Annotated in this window: 18 protein-coding genes; 5 read left to right on the forward strand and 13 right to left on the reverse strand. The window is 36.1% G+C overall.

Features of this window, described 5'->3' with window-relative positions; all coding sequences use genetic code 11:
- The first annotated feature begins 1 nt into the window (after position 1).
- A complete protein-coding gene (locus tag AC59HC_RS20015; RefSeq protein WP_429813028.1) occupies positions 2–1312 on the forward strand; it encodes an ABC transporter permease in 1311 nt (436 codons plus the stop codon).
- Between the two features lie 104 nt (positions 1313–1416).
- Here AC59HC_RS20015 and AC59HC_RS20020 read toward each other — a convergent pair whose 3' ends face one another.
- The 9 genes from AC59HC_RS20020 to AC59HC_RS20060 all read right to left on the reverse strand — a co-directional run bounded on the left by AC59HC_RS20020 (position 1417) and on the right by AC59HC_RS20060 (position 9806).
- Positions 1417–2088, reverse strand: coding sequence for a porin family protein (locus AC59HC_RS20020; RefSeq protein ID WP_202840991.1), 672 nt, complete (start codon positions 2086–2088; stop codon positions 1417–1419).
- Between the two features lie 15 nt (positions 2089–2103).
- The gene (sucD, locus tag AC59HC_RS20025) at positions 2104–2976 is read right to left on the reverse strand and encodes a succinate--CoA ligase subunit alpha (protein ID WP_002977143.1); all 873 of its coding nucleotides are present in this window, start codon (positions 2974–2976) and stop codon (positions 2104–2106) included.
- A 90-nt stretch (positions 2977–3066) separates the two neighbouring features.
- Entirely contained in the window at positions 3067–3969 is a 903-nt protein-coding gene (locus AC59HC_RS20030) for a UDP-3-O-(3-hydroxymyristoyl)glucosamine N-acyltransferase (RefSeq protein WP_062674061.1), read from the reverse strand.
- Between the two features lie 67 nt (positions 3970–4036).
- Positions 4037–4603, reverse strand: coding sequence for an elongation factor P (gene efp, locus AC59HC_RS20035; RefSeq protein ID WP_002977139.1), 567 nt, complete (start codon positions 4601–4603; stop codon positions 4037–4039).
- Positions 4604–4620: 17 nt separating this feature from the next.
- Entirely contained in the window at positions 4621–5292 is a 672-nt protein-coding gene (locus AC59HC_RS20040; protein ID WP_137905072.1) for a hypothetical protein, read from the reverse strand.
- Positions 5292–6086, reverse strand: a complete 795-nt coding sequence (gene lpxA / locus AC59HC_RS20045) for an acyl-ACP--UDP-N-acetylglucosamine O-acyltransferase (RefSeq protein WP_076596575.1) — start codon at positions 6084–6086, stop codon at positions 5292–5294. Before lpxA ends, AC59HC_RS20040 begins: the two co-directional genes overlap by 1 nt.
- Positions 6087–7484: a bifunctional UDP-3-O-[3-hydroxymyristoyl] N-acetylglucosamine deacetylase/3-hydroxyacyl-ACP dehydratase gene (locus AC59HC_RS20050; protein ID WP_110010003.1), complete on the reverse strand. Its 1398-nt coding sequence runs from the start codon at positions 7482–7484 to the stop codon at positions 6087–6089.
- Positions 7477–8508: a UDP-3-O-(3-hydroxymyristoyl)glucosamine N-acyltransferase gene (gene lpxD / locus AC59HC_RS20055; protein WP_343639478.1), complete on the reverse strand. Its 1032-nt coding sequence runs from the start codon at positions 8506–8508 to the stop codon at positions 7477–7479. The genes AC59HC_RS20050 and lpxD overlap by 8 nt, the downstream gene beginning before the upstream one ends.
- Before the next feature lie 71 nt (positions 8509–8579).
- Positions 8580–9806: an HD domain-containing protein gene (locus AC59HC_RS20060; RefSeq protein ID WP_496559230.1), complete on the reverse strand. Its 1227-nt coding sequence runs from the start codon at positions 9804–9806 to the stop codon at positions 8580–8582.
- 294 nt (positions 9807–10100) lie between these two features.
- Between AC59HC_RS20060 and AC59HC_RS20065 the strand changes: the two genes are divergently transcribed.
- The 4 genes from AC59HC_RS20065 (at position 10101) to AC59HC_RS20080 (ending at position 14710) form a co-directional block, all read left to right on the forward strand.
- On the forward strand, positions 10101–11684 hold the full coding sequence (locus tag AC59HC_RS20065) for a S41 family peptidase (RefSeq protein ID WP_496559231.1): 1584 nt from the start codon (positions 10101–10103) through the stop codon (positions 11682–11684).
- 132 nt (positions 11685–11816) lie between these two features.
- On the forward strand, positions 11817–13361 hold the full coding sequence (gene porX / locus AC59HC_RS20070; RefSeq protein ID WP_110010007.1) for a T9SS response regulator signal transducer PorX: 1545 nt from the start codon (positions 11817–11819) through the stop codon (positions 13359–13361).
- Between the two features lie 118 nt (positions 13362–13479).
- Positions 13480–13857, forward strand: a complete 378-nt coding sequence (locus AC59HC_RS20075) for an MliC family protein (protein ID WP_411413556.1) — start codon at positions 13480–13482, stop codon at positions 13855–13857.
- An 88-nt stretch (positions 13858–13945) separates the two neighbouring features.
- Positions 13946–14710, forward strand: a complete 765-nt coding sequence (locus AC59HC_RS20080; RefSeq protein WP_202840999.1) for an exodeoxyribonuclease III — start codon at positions 13946–13948, stop codon at positions 14708–14710.
- A gap of 62 nt (positions 14711–14772) precedes the next feature.
- Here AC59HC_RS20080 and AC59HC_RS20085 read toward each other — a convergent pair whose 3' ends face one another.
- The 4 genes from AC59HC_RS20085 to rimO all read right to left on the reverse strand — a co-directional run bounded on the left by AC59HC_RS20085 (position 14773) and on the right by rimO (position 18739).
- On the reverse strand, positions 14773–15144 hold the full coding sequence (locus tag AC59HC_RS20085) for a septal ring lytic transglycosylase RlpA family protein (RefSeq protein ID WP_202841000.1): 372 nt from the start codon (positions 15142–15144) through the stop codon (positions 14773–14775).
- Positions 15145–15710: 566 nt separating this feature from the next.
- On the reverse strand, positions 15711–16358 hold the full coding sequence (locus AC59HC_RS20090) for a hypothetical protein (RefSeq protein WP_202841001.1): 648 nt from the start codon (positions 16356–16358) through the stop codon (positions 15711–15713).
- A gap of 81 nt (positions 16359–16439) precedes the next feature.
- Complete coding sequence (locus AC59HC_RS20095; RefSeq protein WP_202841002.1) at positions 16440–17066, reverse strand: phage tail-like protein; 627 nt, start codon at positions 17064–17066, stop codon at positions 16440–16442.
- A 371-nt stretch (positions 17067–17437) separates the two neighbouring features.
- A complete protein-coding gene (gene rimO, locus AC59HC_RS20100; protein WP_202841003.1) occupies positions 17438–18739 on the reverse strand; it encodes a 30S ribosomal protein S12 methylthiotransferase RimO in 1302 nt (433 codons plus the stop codon).
- Positions 18740–18745: the final 6 nt, after the last annotated feature.

An 18745-nucleotide genomic window follows, 5' to 3' on the forward strand; every position in this document is an offset into this window, starting at 1 on the left:
TATGAATAATATTTTTTTAATTACCAAGAGAGAGTTTCTTACCCAGGTTAAGAAAAAATCCTTTATCATATTGACTCTGCTTGCCCCTGTCCTGATTATTGCTTTCGGAGCAGTGGTAGGGCTAATGTTTAAGGCGAATGAATCACATAGTATCATAGAAGTGGTTGATAAGAGCGGCTTGTTTACCAATCAGCTTCAATCAAATGATAAATTAAGCTATGTTTTTGTTTCTGCAGCGGATGAAAAGTCCAAGATTAACAATCTAAAAGGGAATGAATCTCTCGATGGCATCCTGATTCTTCCGCAGCTGAAAAACCAGAATTTTGATGAGCTTGAAAAGGAAACCAGACTAATTATCAACAGTAAAATCGGGTTTGACACAAAACAGAGAATTGTATCTGATATCAGCAATGTTGTCCGAAAAGAAAAGATCAAGCAGCTGGGTATTCAGGAAACTCAATTAAATGATCTTGATAAAAACTTTACCTTAAAAACCATCAACGTTACGGATAATAATAAAGAGGACTCGGATCTTGTTTTCGGGGTGAAATCCGGATTGAGCATGGTACTGATGTATGTTACTTTTATGTTCATCATTATTTACGGAGTAAGGGTGATGAGAAGTGTACTTGAAGAAAAAAATAACCGTGTTGTGGAGATCATTATTTCTTCTGTAAAACCTTTTGAACTGATGATGGGTAAAATTCTGGGAGTAACCATGGTTGCACTGACCCAGTTTCTGATCTGGATTACCATGTCTGTTATTGGTGCATTGGTACTCAATACAGGGTTCTCTCCTCTTCAAAAGAATATTCCGGGGGGAAATGAGGAGATGGCAAGTAAACTGGATATGGGACAGCTTGCTACCCAGATTTCTCACAGTTTACTGGAGTTGAACTTCCCGCTCATCATTTTTGTATTCATCGTATTTTTCCTTTTAGGGTATATCTTCTATAGTTCTATTTATGCAGCTATTGGTTCTGCAGTGGATAACGAAACAGAAACCCAGCAGTTTACTTTATTTGCTATTTTACCGCTGACATTAGGAATGTATGGAAGCTTCACATTGATGAACAATCCGGAAGGTCCTTTAGGCTTCTGGCTATCCATCATCCCGTTTACTTCACCGGTTGCTATGATTGCCCGAATTCCGTTTGGAGTTCCTGCATGGCAGATTGCATTGTCTATTACATTATTGCTGGTAACTACTATTTTCATGATCTTCCTTGCCGGAAAAATCTATCGTGTAGGAATTTTAATGTATGGAAATAAAGCTACGTTAAAAGAGCTTTGGAAGTGGATTAAAGGGTAATGGCTAAATAACGGAAAAGCTGAAAACGCTGATTGATTTGCCAACAGATAAAAAAAAAAATCCCGGAAGCTGCGTTTCCGGGATTTTTTATATTCTGAAATATTCTATTTGAATATATAGCTTAAAGTAAGTGCAATTACCTGTTCTGATTTTTTCTTATCAGTACCTTTGGTTTCTTTAGCAAGACCAGGATAAGTATCGCTTAGACCTAAGTCATATTTTACCGCTACTTCAAGTTGTCTTTTGTAGCTATATCCTACGCCCAGACCAAGTCCCCAGTTAAAACTGTTGGCCTTACCGTTTACGCCTGCCGGCTGGTTAGGATCAGTAACATCGGGATCATAATAAGGTCTGCTTACTGGAGCGTCTTTAACGTTCTGGCTCAGCAAGAAGTTAAATCTAGGTCCTATCAATCCAAAGAATTCTGATTCTGCTTCAGAAAAATATCCTTTAAAATAAAGAGGTACACTCAGGTAGTTATTAGCATATAATGCGTCATAACCACTTACCCCTTTAGCATCTTTATCTTTTCCTGTTTCTCCTGCACCATAATACAGAACTTCAGGTTGAATAAAGAATTGGTTTGCCTTTCCTACGGGAATCAATGCCAAAGCTCCAGCCTGGAAAGTATATCTTGGGCCTGAAGGATTATGGGCGTTAGATACTCTGGAGTAGTTTAAACCTCCTGTCACTCCAAATCTTGTACTTTTCCACTGCACTTGTGCAAATGATAAAGCAGAAAGCATTAAAGCTGAGGCTAATAAAAGTTTTTTCATATGTTTGGTTTTATATTATCCTAGAATTTTAGCTACAGTAGCACCAATATCAGCAGGAGAATCAACAACGTTGATACCGTTTTCTCTCATGATTTCCATTTTAGCCTGAGCTGTATCTTCAGCACCACCTACGATAGCACCTGCGTGTCCCATTGTTCTTCCTTTTGGAGCAGTCTGTCCTGCGATGAAACCTACAACCGGTTTAGTAGATCCGCTAGCTTTGTACCATCTTGCAGCTTCAGCTTCAAGACCTCCACCGATTTCACCGATCATTACAACAGCTTCAGTTTCAGGATCGTTGATGAATAGCTCTAATGCTTCTCTTGTAGTTGTTCCGATGATTGGGTCACCACCGATTCCGATTGCAGTAGAGATACCGTAACCTGCTCTTACTACCTGGTCAGCAGCTTCATAAGTAAGCGTTCCTGATTTTGAAACGATACCTACTTTTCCTTTTTTGAAAACGAAACCTGGCATAATACCAATTTTAGCTTCTTCAGAAGTAATGATTCCAGGGCAGTTTGGTCCGATTAATCTGCAGTCTCTGTCAGCGATGTAAGATTTTACTTTTACCATATCAGCTACAGGAATACCTTCAGTAATACATACAATTACTTTGATTCCTGCTTCAGCAGCTTCCATGATAGCGTCTGCTGCGAATGCCGGTGGTACGAAAATGATACTTACGTTTGCTCCTGCTTTTTCAACAGCGTCAGCTACTGTATTAAATACCGGTTTTCCTAAGTGCTCGCTACCTCCTTTTCCCGGAGTAACACCACCTACTACGTTTGTTCCGTATTCAATCATCTGACCAGCGTGGAAAGTTCCTTCGTTCCCTGTAAATCCTTGTACAATTACTTTAGAATCTTTGTTTACTAAAATTGACATTTTATTGTTGTTTTAATTTATTTATTATTTTATTAATGCTCACAAATTTACTCAAATTTCTTTGATTTTGGATAAAACCTTTGGAATTGTTTATTTGAGATTTCTCAGTTTTACTTCTTTTTTCAGATAAGTTTTAAAATCTTCTGCAAACATCCCGATATAGGTTCCTTTTTCAAGATCTCTGTTGACGCCGGTTTTTCCCAAAAGTACAGATCCCGACTCAATTTTGTTTCCAGAAGCGATTCCTACCTGTCCCCATAATGTCACTTCATCACCGATGATACAGCATCCTGCAATTCCAACCTGAGAAGCAATCAGACATTTTTTTCCGATAACGGTATCATGTCCGATCTGAATCTGGTTATCCAAAACGGAGCCTTCCCCAATGATGGTAGAGTCTGTAACTCCTCTGTCAATGGTACAGCCGTTTCCAATCTCCACATTGTTTTCAATAACAACATTTCCAACAGAAATCAGACGGTCAAAATTTCCGTTTAATTTTCTGTAATAAAATGCATCACCTCCTAAAACGGTGTTGGACTGAATAATTACGTTATCTCCGATTTCCGTACGGTCACCAATGACAACATTAGGAAAGATTAAGGTATTTTTCCCGATTTTCACGTTGTTCCCGATTACTGCCGAAGAATGGATTTTTGTTCCCTCTCCTATTTCAACATCGTGTAATTCTTCCGTGAAATTATAGATTCTGGTAAAATGGGTATTGATTTTATTAAAGTCTCTGAAAGGATCATCAGAAACCAAAAGCGCTTTGCCTTCCGGGCAATCTACTTCTTTATCAATTAAAATAATAGTAGCTGCAGAGTTTAATGCTTTGTCGTAATATTTAGGGTGATTCACAAAAACAATATCACCTGGTTTTACCATGTGAATTTCATTGGTGCCCAATACTTCGAAATCTTCAGGGCCTACAAATGCAGAGCCTATTAAATCTGCAATGGTTTTAAGCTTTTGCGGAGAATGGAATCTCATAACAATAGATTTTCTTATAAAACAAAATTCGGAGTGCTGATGCAAACCGAATTTATGTAAATTTTATTTATTCTTTTACTCTTTCTAAGTAGCTGCCGTCTTCAGTGCTTACTTTAATTCTGTCTCCCGGTTCAATGAACAAAGGAACCATTACTCTTGCTCCTGTTTCAACGATTGCGTTTTTAAGAGCATTGGTTGCTGTATTTCCTTTTACACCCGGATCAGCTTCGATAACATCAAGGTATACGGATTGTGGAAGTTCAGCAGAAAGTGGAGTTTCATCAGCTTCTTTCAAAATGATAGTCACTTCTTCACCCGCTTTCATAAACTGAGAGTTCTCAATCATTTCTTTGTTGATGTATAACTGAGAGAAATCATCATTGTTCATGAAGTGGAATCCGTTCTCATCATCATACAGATACTGGAATTTTCTGGTGATTACTTTTACTTCATCAATTTTGTGTCCTGCAGAGAAAGTATTATCAATTACTTTACCGTTCGTCACTGACTTTAATTTTGTTCTTACGAAAGCAGGTCCTTTTCCCGGTTTTACGTGGAGGAACTCGATTACTTTATAAATATCATTGCTATATTCGATGCATAGCCCTTTTCTGATATCGTTACTTGTTGCCATTAATATATTATATTCTTTTATTTATTATTCTCTTTGTTCACCAAATCAATTATATCCTCTAAGTAATACTGATTGGTCTTTAGTTTTGAAATGACTTCAGGATCATTATCTGTGAGCTTCACAATAAGTTTTGTATCTACTACCAATCCGAAGCTGACATCTCTTTTATCAGAGGTATTATTTGATTTTTCAATATCAATCAAAAGAACCTTGTAAGAATTTCCTTTTTTATCCTTCCATGCAAACTTAGGAGTCAGCCCTGCATTTAAAGCACCTCCCAGCAAACCTCCTCCATAAGGATTATTGTATGAAATTGCTTTTTTATCTTTTACTTCATCAAGATAGACCAGAAAATATTTCTTCCCAATTACATTGACTCTTGCAAATGTATCAAAAGAATAGATATACGCTGCATAGGTCATACTAAAATACAGATTATCCTGATATTTCATCAGCCATGCTCTATTCTCCTTCTTTGCTTTTTTATCCGTATCTGTATATCTGAATGGAGATATTTTGATGTAATCTTCATTCTGACTTTTTACTTCTGCATAAACACTGGGTTTAGCAAGGCTGTCTTTTTTATAGTCCGAGAAGCCGTAATAGAACTCCATACCTGTTATTCTCTGGTTCTGGGACAGATAAAAATGGGAAATCGCCAGTACAAAAAGGAAAGACAATTTTTTCATCAGTTACTCTCTTTACCGGTTCCGTATCCTTTTACGATACCTCTTGGTGAGTTTTGAATAAACTGTAAGATCTCATCTCTCTCAGCCGTTGGAAGCATTTCTTTTTCAATATGGGAAATAGCCTGTGAAACGTTCATCTTCATCTGGAAGATGGCTCTGTAGATTTTCTGGATTTCAAAGATTTTCTCATTGGTAAATCCTCTTCTTCTTAAACCCACAGAATTGATACCGGCATAAGACATAGGCTCTCTTGCAACTTTTACGTAAGGCGGAATATCTTTTCTTACCAGAGTACCTCCGGAAATCATGACATGTTTTCCGATTTTACCGAATTGGTGAACTGCTGATAAACCTCCCATTACAGTATAATCTCCAATCTCCACATGTCCTGCAATACCACAACCGTTTACAATGATAACGTGATCTCCGATAACACAATCATGGGCAATATGCGAGGTAGCCATAATAAGGCAGTTCGCTCCTATTTTAGTATATCCCAAAGCCTTTGTCCCTCTGTTTACGGTAACACATTCTCTGATTGTTGTATCATCACCGATAATTACCTGGGTATCTTCACCATCAAATTTCAGATCCTGAGGAATTGCAGAGATTACAGTACCCGGAAAAATCCTACAGTTTTTTCCTATTCTTGCGCCATCCATAATGGTTACATTAGGACCAATCCATGTTCCTTCTCCAATTTCTACATCCCCTGCAATGGTAGTGAAAGGTTCTACGATTACATTTTTGCTGATTTTCGCACGTTTATCTACGGCTGCTAATTGATGAATCATTTAATCAACTTTATTTTTTGCAACTTGAGCCATAAGCTCTGCTTCTACTGCTACAGTATCTCCAACATATCCATACCCCTGCATATGAACAATTCCTCTTCTGATAGGCTCTATCAATTCAATTTTGAATATAAGTGTATCTCCCGGAATTACTTTTCTCTTGAATTTCACCTTATCAATTTTGATGAAATAAGTAGAATAGTTTTCAGGATCCGGAACGCTGGCCAATACAAGAATTCCTCCTGTCTGTGCCAATGCTTCTACCTGAAGAACTCCAGGCATTACAGGTTCTTTAGGGAAGTGTCCCACGAAGAAAGGTTCGTTCATGGTTACGTTTTTCAAACCTACTACGTGAGAGTCTGAAAGTTCAAGAACTTTATCGATCAATAAGAACGGAGGTCTGTGAGGCATAAGCTTCATAATTCCGTTGATATCGAATACTGGTTCTTTTGTCAGGTCAAAATCCGGAACGTTTTTCTTTTTCTGCAATTTCCACTGGCGGTTTAGTTTTTTCGCAAACTGAGTATTCACAAAGTGTCCCGGTTTGTTAGCAATAACTTTACCTTTTATTTTTACTCCTGCCAAAGCAAGGTCACCGATTACATCCAGTAATTTGTGTCTCGCCGCTTCGTTAGGATAGTTTAAGTTAAGATTGTCAAGAATACCGTTGGGTCTTATCGATACATTATCTTTCCCAAAGGCTTTCTTTAATTTTTCTGTAGTTTCAGGAGTAAGATCTTTATCTACATATACAATGGCATTGGAAATATCTCCACCTTTGATCAAACCATGATCTAAAAGCATTTCCAATTCATGCAGGAAGCTGAATGTTCTTGCTGATGAGATTTCGTCTTTAAATTCTGAAATATTTTTAAGAGTAGCATTCTGAGTACCTAATACTTTAGTCCCAAAATCTACCATAGTAGTTACCTCGTAAGTATCCGAAGGAATGATGGTGATTTCCGAACCAGTAGCCGGATCACTGTAGGTAAGAACCTCTTTTACAACAAGATATTCTCTTGCAATGGCTTGTTCTGCTACTCCCACACTTTCGATAGCTTCCACAAAGTATTTTGAGGATCCATCCAAAATTGGTGGTTCAGAGGCATCCATTTCTAAAATTGCGTTATCAATATCACAGCCAACAAGGGCTGCCAGAAGATGTTCGCAAGTGGTAATTTTTACCCCTAATTTTTCTAATGTAGTTCCTCTTTCGGTTGCTACCACATAATTTACATCAGCTTCTACCTGAGGATGTCCCTCCAAGTCTGTTCTTACAAATACAAAACCTGTATTTTCTTTAGCAGGTTTAATGGTAAGTTTTACTTCTTTACCTGTATGAAGGCCAATTCCAGAAAGAGTTACCTCTTGCTGAAGTGTTTTTTGCATATCACTCATTAGTATTATCTTTTGAGTTATTCTCAAGATTATTTATTCTATTTACAATTCCAGGCAAGTTCCTGAAATGAACATAACTCCTTAAATAGTCATTGTAACTGATTGCAGGTGAACCGTACAAAGTTTCTCTGTCATTAACACTGGAATTCACGCCACTCTGAGCCTGAATTTTCACCTGGTTTCCTATTTTGATATGTCCTACGACACCTACCTGGCCACCAATCTGATTCCAGTCTCCGATAGTGGTGGAACCTGCAATTCCTGCCTGTGCAGCAATTACGTTGTTCTGACCAATTTTCACGTTGTGGGCAATCTGAATCAGATTATCAATCTTGGTCCCTTTTCCTATTATTGTAGAGCCTATTGTAGCTCTGTCGATACTACAGTTTGAACCAATTTCTACATCGTCTTCAATGATTACATTTCCAAGCTGCGGAATTTTCTTGAAGCCTTCAGCCGTTGGCTGGAAACCAAAACCGTCTCCTCCGATTACCGTGTTGGAATGAATCACACAGTTATCTCCAATAATACAGTAGTCGTAAATTCTGGCACCACTGTCTATCTTACAGTTTTTACCAATTTTCACTCCTTTCCCTATATATACATGTGGATAGATCTGTGATCCTTCCCCGATCTTAGCTTTCTCGGAAACATAAGTAAATGCCCCGATATACGCTTTATCTCCTATGATAGCGGTATCATGAATAGATGAACCGTTCTCAATACCTTCTTTTCTTCCCTGCATTTCCTGATATAAATTCATCAGAATCTGAAAAGAAAGATAGGCATCTTTTACAACGATTAAGGTAGGGTTATAATGATTTTTCTCCAGAAGTTTTTCCGAAACGATGATAACAGAGCATTTTGAGCTATCCAAAAAATGAGAAAACCGATCTTGTGCTATAAAAGAAAGATGTCCCGATTCCCCATTTTCAATTGGTGAAACTCCCGTAATAAGTGCATTCTCGTCACCTATTATTTTTCCGTCAATAAAACTTGCAATTTGCGAAGCTGTAAATTCCATATTCTGCAAAGATAAGAAATTCTATAATTTGCAAACATGTTTTAGTTTCAGATCGTAAATTTTAATATTCTTTAAGAGTCCAGTCTTGAGATATCTCTTGGAAACATAAGGATATAGCGGGTCGTCTTATTTACGATTAATCCTGATAAAAGCTGATCTTCCGACTCATGCAGCCTTGTTCTTTTTCCATTTTTATGCAGTAAATAAATGGGCTGTTTCTCTGCATGATAAGGCAATAATTTTCTTTTAATTTCATGAACCAATTCATCACCATTATCGATTCCGAAAAGTTCGTTACTCTTTTTTATTTTTTCCTCAATTATTTCCTGGCCAAAAGGATGTGATGAAATAATTGTTTTAGGCAAATTTCTCTGAATTACACATTTACACCAGTATGACAATACAAAATCTTCTGAATTCTGCCATTCTTTCATGGCCTGAATTACATCATTATCATCAAGCTGAGTAAATCTTTCTATATCTTCATCTGTGGCACCGCTCTTTTCACGGTATAAAAAATATTTCAGATTGTCTGTTGCCGGAAGTTCTACCCCCTGGGAAATCAGATATTTTGCCCTTTCAAGGATTTTAACCAAAAGAAACTCTGCCAAGGCTGAAGTTTTATGATAATACACCTGCCAATACATAAACATTCTGGCAGTAAGGAAATTTTCAATGGAATAAATTCCTTTTGCATCAATCACCAGTTCGCCTTCTTCGCAGACATTCATCATAGAGATAATTCTCTGGGTATTAATATTTCCTTCGGAAACACCTGTAAAAAAACTGTCTCTTTTAAGATAATCCAAACGGTCAACATCCAGTTGGGAAGAGATCAGCTGATTAAAAAACTTTCTGTGATACTTCCCCTGAAACATTTCAATAGCCATGGATAGTTGGCCTTCAAATTCCTCATTAAGCTTATTCATCAGCAGCAAAGAAAGATTTTCATGATGCCAGTCATCCATCAGCATACTTTCCAATGCGTGTGAAAACGGACCATGACCAATATCATGCATCAAAATGGCCAGCATCGCCCCTTTTTCTTCTTCCTCAGAAATTTTCACTCCTTTCTGCTTCAATGTTTCTAAAGCTGTAAACATCAAATGCATCGCTCCAAGAGCATGATGAAATCTTGTATGGGTAGCACCGGGAAATATCAGGTTCAGAAGTCCGGTCTGCCCGATTCTTCTCAATCTCTGAAAGTAAGGATGCTCAATGATATCAAATAAAATTTCGTGTGGAATTTTGATAAACCCGTGAACAGGATCGTTGATGATTTTTAGCTTATTCTGCATTGAAACTTCAGTATTAGTAAACAAAGTTAGGCATTTTAAAATTTAGCCTTTTATTAAATTACTATTAAGATTTTGGGATAACATGATTATACACCAAATATTTTTCATCAAAAACATCTTCATATCAACTTCAGAAATTCCTAAATATCTATTTATTATCAATTCGAGATTTTTTGAAAACCTTTTGCGTCTGTTATATTAAAGGATTATCTTTGAGAGAAAACACGGCAACCTTTAATGAGACGCTTCCCGCTTTTCCTCTTTTTACTTTTAAGTTTGAACTTTTCCGCACAAATGATCACTGAGACCCAAAAGCTGGAATCTCTTTGCAGGATTTGGGGATTTTTAAAATATTACCATCCCCGTGTGGCAAAAGGAAATCTTAACTGGGATAAGCAGCTTTTTCAAAAAATCAATGAACTTGAAAATATTAATGATAAGCAGTCTCTCAATAATTTTTATTCTGAATGGATTGAGAGCCTGGGAGAAGTTCCGCCATGCAAAGAATGTTCAGTTAAAGATCAGAAGGTGTATTTCCTTAAAAATTTTGATCTACGCTGGATGGACAATTCACAAATTTTCTCTGATGATGTATCTCAAAAGCTTCGTTACATCGAAAAAAACAGAAATCTTGGAGACAATCACTATGTGGGAAAAGGGGGAAGAAAAATATATTTCAGGAATGAAAAATCCTATGGTTCTCAATTCACTTCCACAGCCATTAGTTTACTGGAGTTGTTCAGATACTGGAATTACGTGGAATATTTCTTTCCTTATAAATATGAAACCGATCAGAACTGGAATGATGTACTTACAGAAATGATTCCCAAATTTCTATTGGTTGATAATGATGAAAATTTTCACTTAACATTAGCAGAACTAGTGGCTAAAACGGATGATTCACACGCTTATCTTTCTTCAAAGGAGATTCAGCTTCATCTGTATGGTCAACGAAAAGTTCCTGTAGAATATATTTATGCTGAAGGAAAACTAGTGATTACAAAAGTTAATGACACACGGCCTGAACATCAAGGCCCACTGCATACCGGAGATGTTATTTATGATATTGAAGGAAAAACTATTCCACAGATGATCAACAGTTTGGGAAAGTATGTACCTGCCTCCAATTCATGGGGCAAGGTCAGCAAAATAAAAGAAAAGCTGCTTTTCACTAACAATGATTCTGTTTCTTTAAAGATTGAAAGAGAAGGACAAAATATAGAAATAAAAACCAGAACATATCTTAGTAAGAATATTATTCATGAAAAGAAACCTGTTGTAAAAAAGTGGAAATTGATGGATGATGAAAAGACAACCGGATATGTTAATATGGGGATGATAGAAAAGGATGATCTTGATGAAATGTACAGCAGTTTAAAATCCACAAAATCCATTATCTTTGATCTCAGAAATTATCCAAAACAAACGATTGTACCCTTAAGCTTTCTTCTTCTTCCCAACCCGTTAATCTATTATCAGTTTACTTTTCCTGATACCAGCTATCCCGGCAAATTCTACAGCAGAAAAAATGTCACCGGCAGGAAAAATCCTGAATACTATAAAGGAAATGTCATCGTTTTAGTAGATGAGAATACACAAAGCCAGGCAGAAACCACGACAATGATGTTCAAACAGCATCCGAAAGCTAAAATTATCGGGAGTAATACTTCAGGAGCCAACGGAGATGTCATTATGTTTAAAATTGCTGATCTCGAAACACGGTTTACAGGCCTTGGTGCTTATTATCCTGATGGCAGGGAAACCCAAAGAATAGGAATTATTCCCGATATTCTGGTAAAACCAAGTATTGAAGGGATAAAAAAGGGAAAAGACGAAGTGCTGGAAAAGGCTTTGGAGTATATAAAAACTACTGATTAAATGAAGTGAAAATGTGAATTATTCTACGCTATTTTCATTTAACTTATATTTAACTTTTAATCTTTCGAATTTGTGAGATTTTAAAAGGATTTGGTCAACATTTTGATACAATAACCATGTAAAAAATAAATTATGTCAGAAAAGATATTATGGATAGATGATGAAATAGATTTACTTAAACCTCATATCGTATTTTTAGAAAAGAAAGGTTATCAGGTAACGCCTGTTAACAATGTAAATGAGGCTTTGGAACTTATGGATTCAGAGAAATTTGCTTTAACGCTAATTGATGAAAATATGCCGGGTATTTCCGGTCTGGAGGCAATTCCTATGATTAAGGAAAAAGATAATGCCTTAAAAATCGTCATGGTAACCAAAAGCGAAGAAGAACACATTATGGAAGAAGCGATCGGTTCCCAGATTGCCGATTATATATTAAAGCCTGTAAATCCCAATCAGATATTACTGTCTTTAAAGAAAAACCTTCAGCAGGATAATCTTGTGGAACAAAAAACAATTTTACAATACCAGCAGGAATTCAGAAACCTTTCCATGGAACTTTCTTATTTGAGAACGTATCAGGAATGGGCTGAGTATTATAAAAAGATTCTTAGCTGGGAAATCAAATTTGATAAGGTAGCAGACAATGAATTTGCCGATCTTCTGCAGTCTCAGAAGGAAGAAGCCAATATTCAGTTTGCCAAATTCATTGAGAAAAATTATGAAAACTGGCTTACAGATTCAGACAAACCGATGATGAGCCACACGCTTTTCAAGGAAAAAGTGAAGCCTGAAGTGGAAAAAGAGAAAGTTCTTTTACTGATGGTGGATAATCTTCGGTATGATCAGTGGAAAGTAATCGAACCTTTATTTACAAAATACTACAATAAAATATCGGAAGATTATTATTATAGTATTCTTCCGACAGCAACACAATATGCAAGGAATTCTTTCTTTGCAGGATTAATGCCGTCTGAGATAGAAAAACGCTTCCCTGATAAATGGTTTAATGATAACGAAGAAGGAAATAAAAATGAGTTTGAGCGTGACTTCCTGGAAGATCAGATGAAGAGAATCGGTCTTGGTTCAAAGTCTATGAAGTATCTTAAAGTACTGAACGCTGATTTTGAAAGAAAGATCTATGACGATTTCAACCAGCATAAAAATAATGACCTGCTGGTTATTGTGTACAACTTTATTGATATCCTGTCGCATGCAAAAACAGACAATCATATTGTAGACCAGCTGATTCGTGATGATAAGACTTTCCGTTCCCTTACCTTCAACTGGTTTGAAAACTCTTCTTTATTGAAGATCATTAAGGCAGCTGCAGAAAACGGATATAAACTGGTGATCACAACAGATCACGGTACTGTATATGTTAAAAAGCCAAGTAAAGTGGTAGGAGACAGAGAAACTTCTACGAATATCAGATATAAAACAGGCAAAAGCTTAACGTATGATGACAGTGATGTATGGGCTATTACCAATCCGGAAAAACTTTTCCTGCCCAAAGGAAATTTAAGTTCGAAATATATTTTTGCTAAAAACAATATATTCCTGGCGTATCCTAAAAATTACAATCATTTTGTTAATTACTATAAAGAAACTTACCAGCATGGTGGAATTTCACTTGAAGAGTGTATTATTCCTATCAGTATTTTAGAACCCAAGTAGTTTTTTTCATAGTTTATTTAATTTTGGGTTTAAAGGCGGAAAAAATCTTGCGATTTTTTCCGCCTCTTTTTTAAGGCACTTATTTTGCATATCAACAGACAACCTTAAATATATATTTATGAAAAAACACATTTTTATTGCAGCAGCATTCTCAGCATTATTTTTAACCTCATGTAATAAAGAAAAGACAACAACAGATTCCACTCCCGCTTCTGTAGACAGTGTTGTATCCAAGCCATCTGATTCAGCAGCTGTTTCAGGTACTCAGGATGAAATTGTAAAAAGTACTTCGAAAGACAAGAACGGGAAAACCCTGGATATGACTTTCAACAATACCAAAAATACGGCTACTGTAGTATTCAACAATGAAACCATTGAGCTTCAGGGACAAAAACCTGCATCAGGAATATGGTACAAGAATGACCATTATGAACTGAGAGGAAAAGGCGAGGAAATAGAACTGACAAAAGACGGTAAAACAGTTTTTAAAAATTAAAATCACTTACTCAGTATATAAAAGTCGGATTTGAAATTCAGAACCGGCTTTTTTTATTTCCCTACATTTGAAAAAATTTATTTTGTTTATGAGATTAATCACCTACAATGTTAATGGAATCAGGGCGGCTTTTACGAAAGATTTTCTGGGCTGGCTGAAGACTGCCGATCCGGATATCATCTGTATTCAGGAGAGTAAGGCCGGAAACGATCAGATAGACATCGAAAGCCTTGAAAAATTGGGATATCACAGTTATTGGCACTCAGCGGTAAGAAAAGGCTACAGCGGGGTCGGAATTGCCTCAAAAATAAAACCCAACCATGTAGAGTATGGTTGTGGTATCGAAAGCTATGATAATGAAGGAAGAATCATCCGTGCAGATTTTGACGGATTTTCCGCGATTTCGGTATATGTTCCTTCTGCATCTAATATTGAGAGGTTAGATTTTAAAATGCAGTTCTGCCATGACTTTCTTGGGTATATTAAAAATTTAAAAAAAGAAATTCCTAATCTTATTATCTCCGGAGACTTTAATATCTGCCACGAGGCTATCGATATTCACAATCCTGTCGGTTTAAAGAATGTTTCAGGGTTTCTTCCTATGGAAAGAGAATGGATGACCAATTTTATCAATGAATGCGAACTGATTGACAGTTTCAGGTTCTTTAACAATGAACCTGACAATTATACATGGTGGAGCTACAGACAAAACTCAAGGGAAAGAAATAAAGGCTGGAGACTGGATTATAATTTCACTTCCTATAGTTTAAAGGATAAGCTCAGCAGGGCTGTCATTTTAAAGGAAGCGGTACATTCCGACCATTGTCCTGCTTTAGTCGAACTGGATGTATAAAACAGATATCCATACAAAAAGCCAGCTGAATCAGCTGGCTTTTTTTAATTTAAATCATAAAATTAATCGACAATTTCATATTCGACTGGAATAGTACCATGACTGATATCTCCAATCTCATCGAACGCAGCTTTAGACATATCTAAAGATCTTGATGAATGGTAAGGCCCTCTGTCATTAATTCTCACTATTACCTCTTTACCATTTTTAAGGTTGGTTACCTTAACGTTTGTTCCAAATGGAAGCGTTCTGTTTGCTGCAGTAAACTTTGAATTATCAAAGATTTCTCCACTAGCGGTTTTTCTACCGTTAAATCTATCGTGGTAGTACGATGCATAACTTGTTTTTTTCGCATCTAAGGTATTACTTGTAAATGAGTAAACACCTAGGGTTGAAATCATCATTATGATTACGAGAATGAATCTTTTCATCATTTTGAACTTTTATTGGTTTTGACGGGACAAAAGTATCAGGAATCTTCAGAAAACCCTACTCCATATGTTAAAATCAGTTAACAAAACACTAATAAAAAGTTAACAATCCTTGCAAAGCACTATAAATAGGGCTTTTAAGTTACACTGTTAAAAAATGTTAAAAAAAGATCTAAAAAGTTAACATAATTAACTAATTCATGCATAATTTAAAAACAACAAATCTAAAATAGATTGATAATCAATATTTTACAAAAATCATAGAGTTAAAATAAAATTTCAAAACTACTTGTTAAAATTTTAAAGTCTTAAAATTCAACTTTAGGAAAAAACTTTTCTCAGAAGCTCTTTAGCTTCATCTGTTGAGATTATGCAATTGATTTTTAACACCTTTTTATTTTGTTAAAATGTAAAGTCTGATTCATTATCAGTCCATATTTGATTTCAATTGTTCAAAAAGTGATTCAATCACGATGTATTACCCGAAAAAATAAAAGAACATCCTTCTCTGTAAAAAGCAAAAAACCAATGATTTCTCATTGGTTTTTATTATATAATTAAGTATTATACTATTTTAAATATTCTAAAACATAATCATATGTACCACTTGGATATACTACAGACATACTAGGAGAACCTGTAACAGCAGCTCCAGTAGATATATCATATGAATACAATTCTCTGGAATATACATTATTAGTACCTGCCTTATAAATAGTAATTCCGTACAATGCTGTAATTCCACCTGGCGCTGGGATTGTTACTGCAGTAGTAGTTCCATTTGCAGTAAAAGTTCCTTTGATACCATAAATCTGCGCATTATTTACTTGTCTGTTTGTAACAGTTTCAGTAGTAAGAATATTTTCTTTCGGAGCAGACCCTAATGGTAACCATTGTCCTGAAGCCGAAGAGAATGCTGGTGTTGGAGTAGGGTTGCTGAAATAGTAAAAACCTACACCTACCGTTTGGTTTCCGATACCTGATCCTGTAGCAGGAGTAGTACCAGCAGTGGAGTTATATACAATCATCCCATCATATGCTGTAGGGAAATTAAGTGCACTAGTTACTGGTGTTACAAAAGTGAACGTAGTTAAATTTGTTCTAGGAAATGCTAATCCTTTACCATTACTAGTTGATGTTGTAAAGCCGTTTGCAGAAGCATCTAAGAATACGGATTGTGTAGCTACTGTAGCACTGACAGTACCATTTGATCTCAATTGAGCGAAAAAAGTGCTTGATGCCGCAACAATGGCAAACAATGCTGATGTTAAATATACTTTCATAATTGTGTTTTGTTATTAGAATGAACTATAGCTATACCAGTTTGTCCCATCACAAATATAAGACAAAGATCCACCTGATTGAAGAGGTGTCGTTGAAGCAGTACTATGAGCTCCCGATACACTAAAGAAGGCTCCATTGGTTGCATCTATAAATGTAATAGTTTTACCGTTGGTTTTCGTTAATGTAGCTAAGTTAAATGTAACATTTGAAGTAACCAGGATTGCATTATTCAAGTCTGCATCTGAGATTGTAGAAGCTGTTTGTGCTCTTACAGTCATTCCTGAAGGAGCTGCACCACCCCCAAAAGGCTTCCATTCTGGAACCGTATTATCAAAATAATAGAAACCAGGGCCAGTAATTTTAGCTTTTCTAGCTCCTGTACCGGTTCCTGAAGTAATGTAAACAATGGCTCCATTTTGAGGCGCAGCATATGTTCCACTAGTATCATCCTTAGCGGATAATTCGGCTGCTGTCATACGAGGGACTAATAAGGCGTCAGGTCTTGCATTATCCGTAGTGTTTGCTACTACATCTAAAGTCGCGGCAGGTGTGGTTGTGTTAATCCCCACTCGCCCCTGTTGAGCTTTAGAAACAGCCGAAAGGCCAACAAGCATAATTGCTGTTAATAAAAATTTTTTCATAAGTTTTTAAAGATTTTTAATTACATTTTTTTTCATCAATATTTCCAAAAAGAGATGATACATCTCAACTTGTGAACATTAAAACAAAGCCAAAGTAATACAATAACTATTTCAATTGACTTTTAGCTTATTTAATGATTAACTTGCTGAAAGCACATGATTTAAAAATATTGCTTCTTGCGCAAATTTAAGGATAATTTTCGATTTTAATTACATTATAAAAGAAAATTAAAAATTCTTAATTACACAAAAAACTCTAATTATATGATTATCAATAAAATAAAAATATATTACCGAGAAAATTCTATGTTAATTTTCATTAATAATTTGATTTTGGAAATACTATTTTGACTTGATTAGTAAGCCTTTAGCTAAACTAACTCTCCGTATAAGTCAAACTCTTCGGCAGAAGTAATTTTCACGTCTGCAAATTCACCAATAGAAATATAAGTATCTTCAGCTGAAACCAAAACCGTATTATCTACATCCGGTGAATCGTACTCAGTTCTTCCGATGAAATAATTACCTTCTTTACGGTCAAAAATACATCTGAATACTTTACCGATTTTTTCCTGATTTTTTTCCCATGAAATCTGAGACTGCAATTCCATAATTTCTTCTACTCTTGCCTCTTTTACTTCCTGTGGAATATCATCTTCCAAAACATAAGCTGTAGTATTCTCTTCATGCGAATAGGTAAAACATCCTAATCGGTCAAACTTCTGCTCTCTTACCCATTCTTTAAGTTCCTGGAATCTTTCTTCTGTTTCACCGGGATATCCAACAATAAGCGTTGTTCTGATTGCCATATCAGGAACTTTCTCTCTGAATTTTCCTAAAAGGGCATCTGTTTTCTCATGCGTAGTTCCTCTTTTCATAGATTTCAACAAGTCTGAATTGATGTGCTGAAGAGGAATATCTATATAATTACAGATTTTAGGTTCTTCGCGGATAATATCAAGAACATCTTCAGGGAAACCGCTTGGGAAAGCATAGTGAAGACGAATCCATTCTACTCCTTCTACTTTTACCAACTCTTTTAAAAGATCACCTAATGCTCTTTTTTTATACAGATCCAACCCATAATAGGTAAGATCCTGGGCAATAAGAATTAATTCTTTTGTCCCTTTTTTTGCCAGTTTCTGAGCTTCCAAAACCAGTTTTTCGATGGGTGTTGAAATATGCCCTCCTCTCATCAAAGGGATGGCGCAGAAAGAGCATGGCCGGTCACAACCCTCAGAAATTTTAAGGTATGCGTAATGTTTTGGAGTTGTTGTTAATCTTTCTCCTACCAGTTCATGTTTATAATCTGCTCCCAGATGTTTTAAAAGTACCGGAAGATCTCTTGTTCCGAAATATTGATCTACATCCGGGATTTCTTTGATCAGATCCGGTTTATATCTTTCAGACAGACATCCTGTAACGAATACTTTTTCCACCTCGCCTCTGTTTTTAGCGTCAACGTAATCGAGGATCGTATTGATAGATTCTTCTTTGGCATTATCAATAAATCCGCAGGTATTGATGACCACAATGTCCCCACGGTCTTCGTGAACCACTTCTTTGCCATTGGCTTTCAGCTGGCTCATTAATACTTCAGAATCATATACATTCTTGGAACATCCAAGAGTGACTACATTGATTTTCTTCTTCCCTACAGATTTTGTACGCATCGTTTT

Source organism: Chryseobacterium sp. DZ-32 (genome assembly GCF_059587025.1).

Excerpts from the sequence above, each read along its gene's own strand:
- AC59HC_RS20015 (WP_429813028.1), top strand. The coding sequence starts at position 2 with ATGAATAATATTTTTTTAATTACCAAGAGAGAGTTTCTTACCCAGGTT.
- AC59HC_RS20020 (WP_202840991.1), bottom strand. The coding sequence starts at position 2,088 with ATGAAAAAACTTTTATTAGCCTCAGCTTTAATGCTTTCTGCTTTATCA.
- sucD (WP_002977143.1), bottom strand. The coding sequence starts at position 2,976 with ATGTCAATTTTAGTAAACAAAGATTCTAAAGTAATTGTACAAGGATTT.
- AC59HC_RS20030 (WP_062674061.1), bottom strand. The coding sequence starts at position 3,969 with ATGAGATTCCATTCTCCGCAAAAGCTTAAAACCATTGCAGATTTAATA.
- efp (WP_002977139.1), bottom strand. The coding sequence starts at position 4,603 with ATGGCAACAAGTAACGATATCAGAAAAGGGCTATGCATCGAATATAGC.
- AC59HC_RS20040 (WP_137905072.1), bottom strand. The coding sequence starts at position 5,292 with ATGAAAAAATTGTCTTTCCTTTTTGTACTGGCGATTTCCCATTTTTAT.
- lpxA (WP_076596575.1), bottom strand. The coding sequence starts at position 6,086 with ATGATTCATCAATTAGCAGCCGTAGATAAACGTGCGAAAATCAGCAAA.
- AC59HC_RS20050 (WP_110010003.1), bottom strand. The coding sequence starts at position 7,484 with ATGAGTGATATGCAAAAAACACTTCAGCAAGAGGTAACTCTTTCTGGA.
- lpxD (WP_343639478.1), bottom strand. The coding sequence starts at position 8,508 with ATGGAATTTACAGCTTCGCAAATTGCAAGTTTTATTGACGGAAAAATA.
- AC59HC_RS20060 (WP_496559230.1), bottom strand. The coding sequence starts at position 9,806 with ATGCAGAATAAGCTAAAAATCATCAACGATCCTGTTCACGGGTTTATC.
- AC59HC_RS20065 (WP_496559231.1), top strand. The coding sequence starts at position 10,101 with ATGATCACTGAGACCCAAAAGCTGGAATCTCTTTGCAGGATTTGGGGA.
- porX (WP_110010007.1), top strand. The coding sequence starts at position 11,817 with ATGTCAGAAAAGATATTATGGATAGATGATGAAATAGATTTACTTAAA.
- AC59HC_RS20075 (WP_411413556.1), top strand. The coding sequence starts at position 13,480 with ATGAAAAAACACATTTTTATTGCAGCAGCATTCTCAGCATTATTTTTA.
- AC59HC_RS20080 (WP_202840999.1), top strand. The coding sequence starts at position 13,946 with ATGAGATTAATCACCTACAATGTTAATGGAATCAGGGCGGCTTTTACG.
- AC59HC_RS20085 (WP_202841000.1), bottom strand. The coding sequence starts at position 15,144 with ATGATGAAAAGATTCATTCTCGTAATCATAATGATGATTTCAACCCTA.
- AC59HC_RS20095 (WP_202841002.1), bottom strand. The coding sequence starts at position 17,066 with ATGAAAAAATTTTTATTAACAGCAATTATGCTTGTTGGCCTTTCGGCT.
- rimO (WP_202841003.1), bottom strand. The coding sequence starts at position 18,739 with ATGCGTACAAAATCTGTAGGGAAGAAGAAAATCAATGTAGTCACTCTT.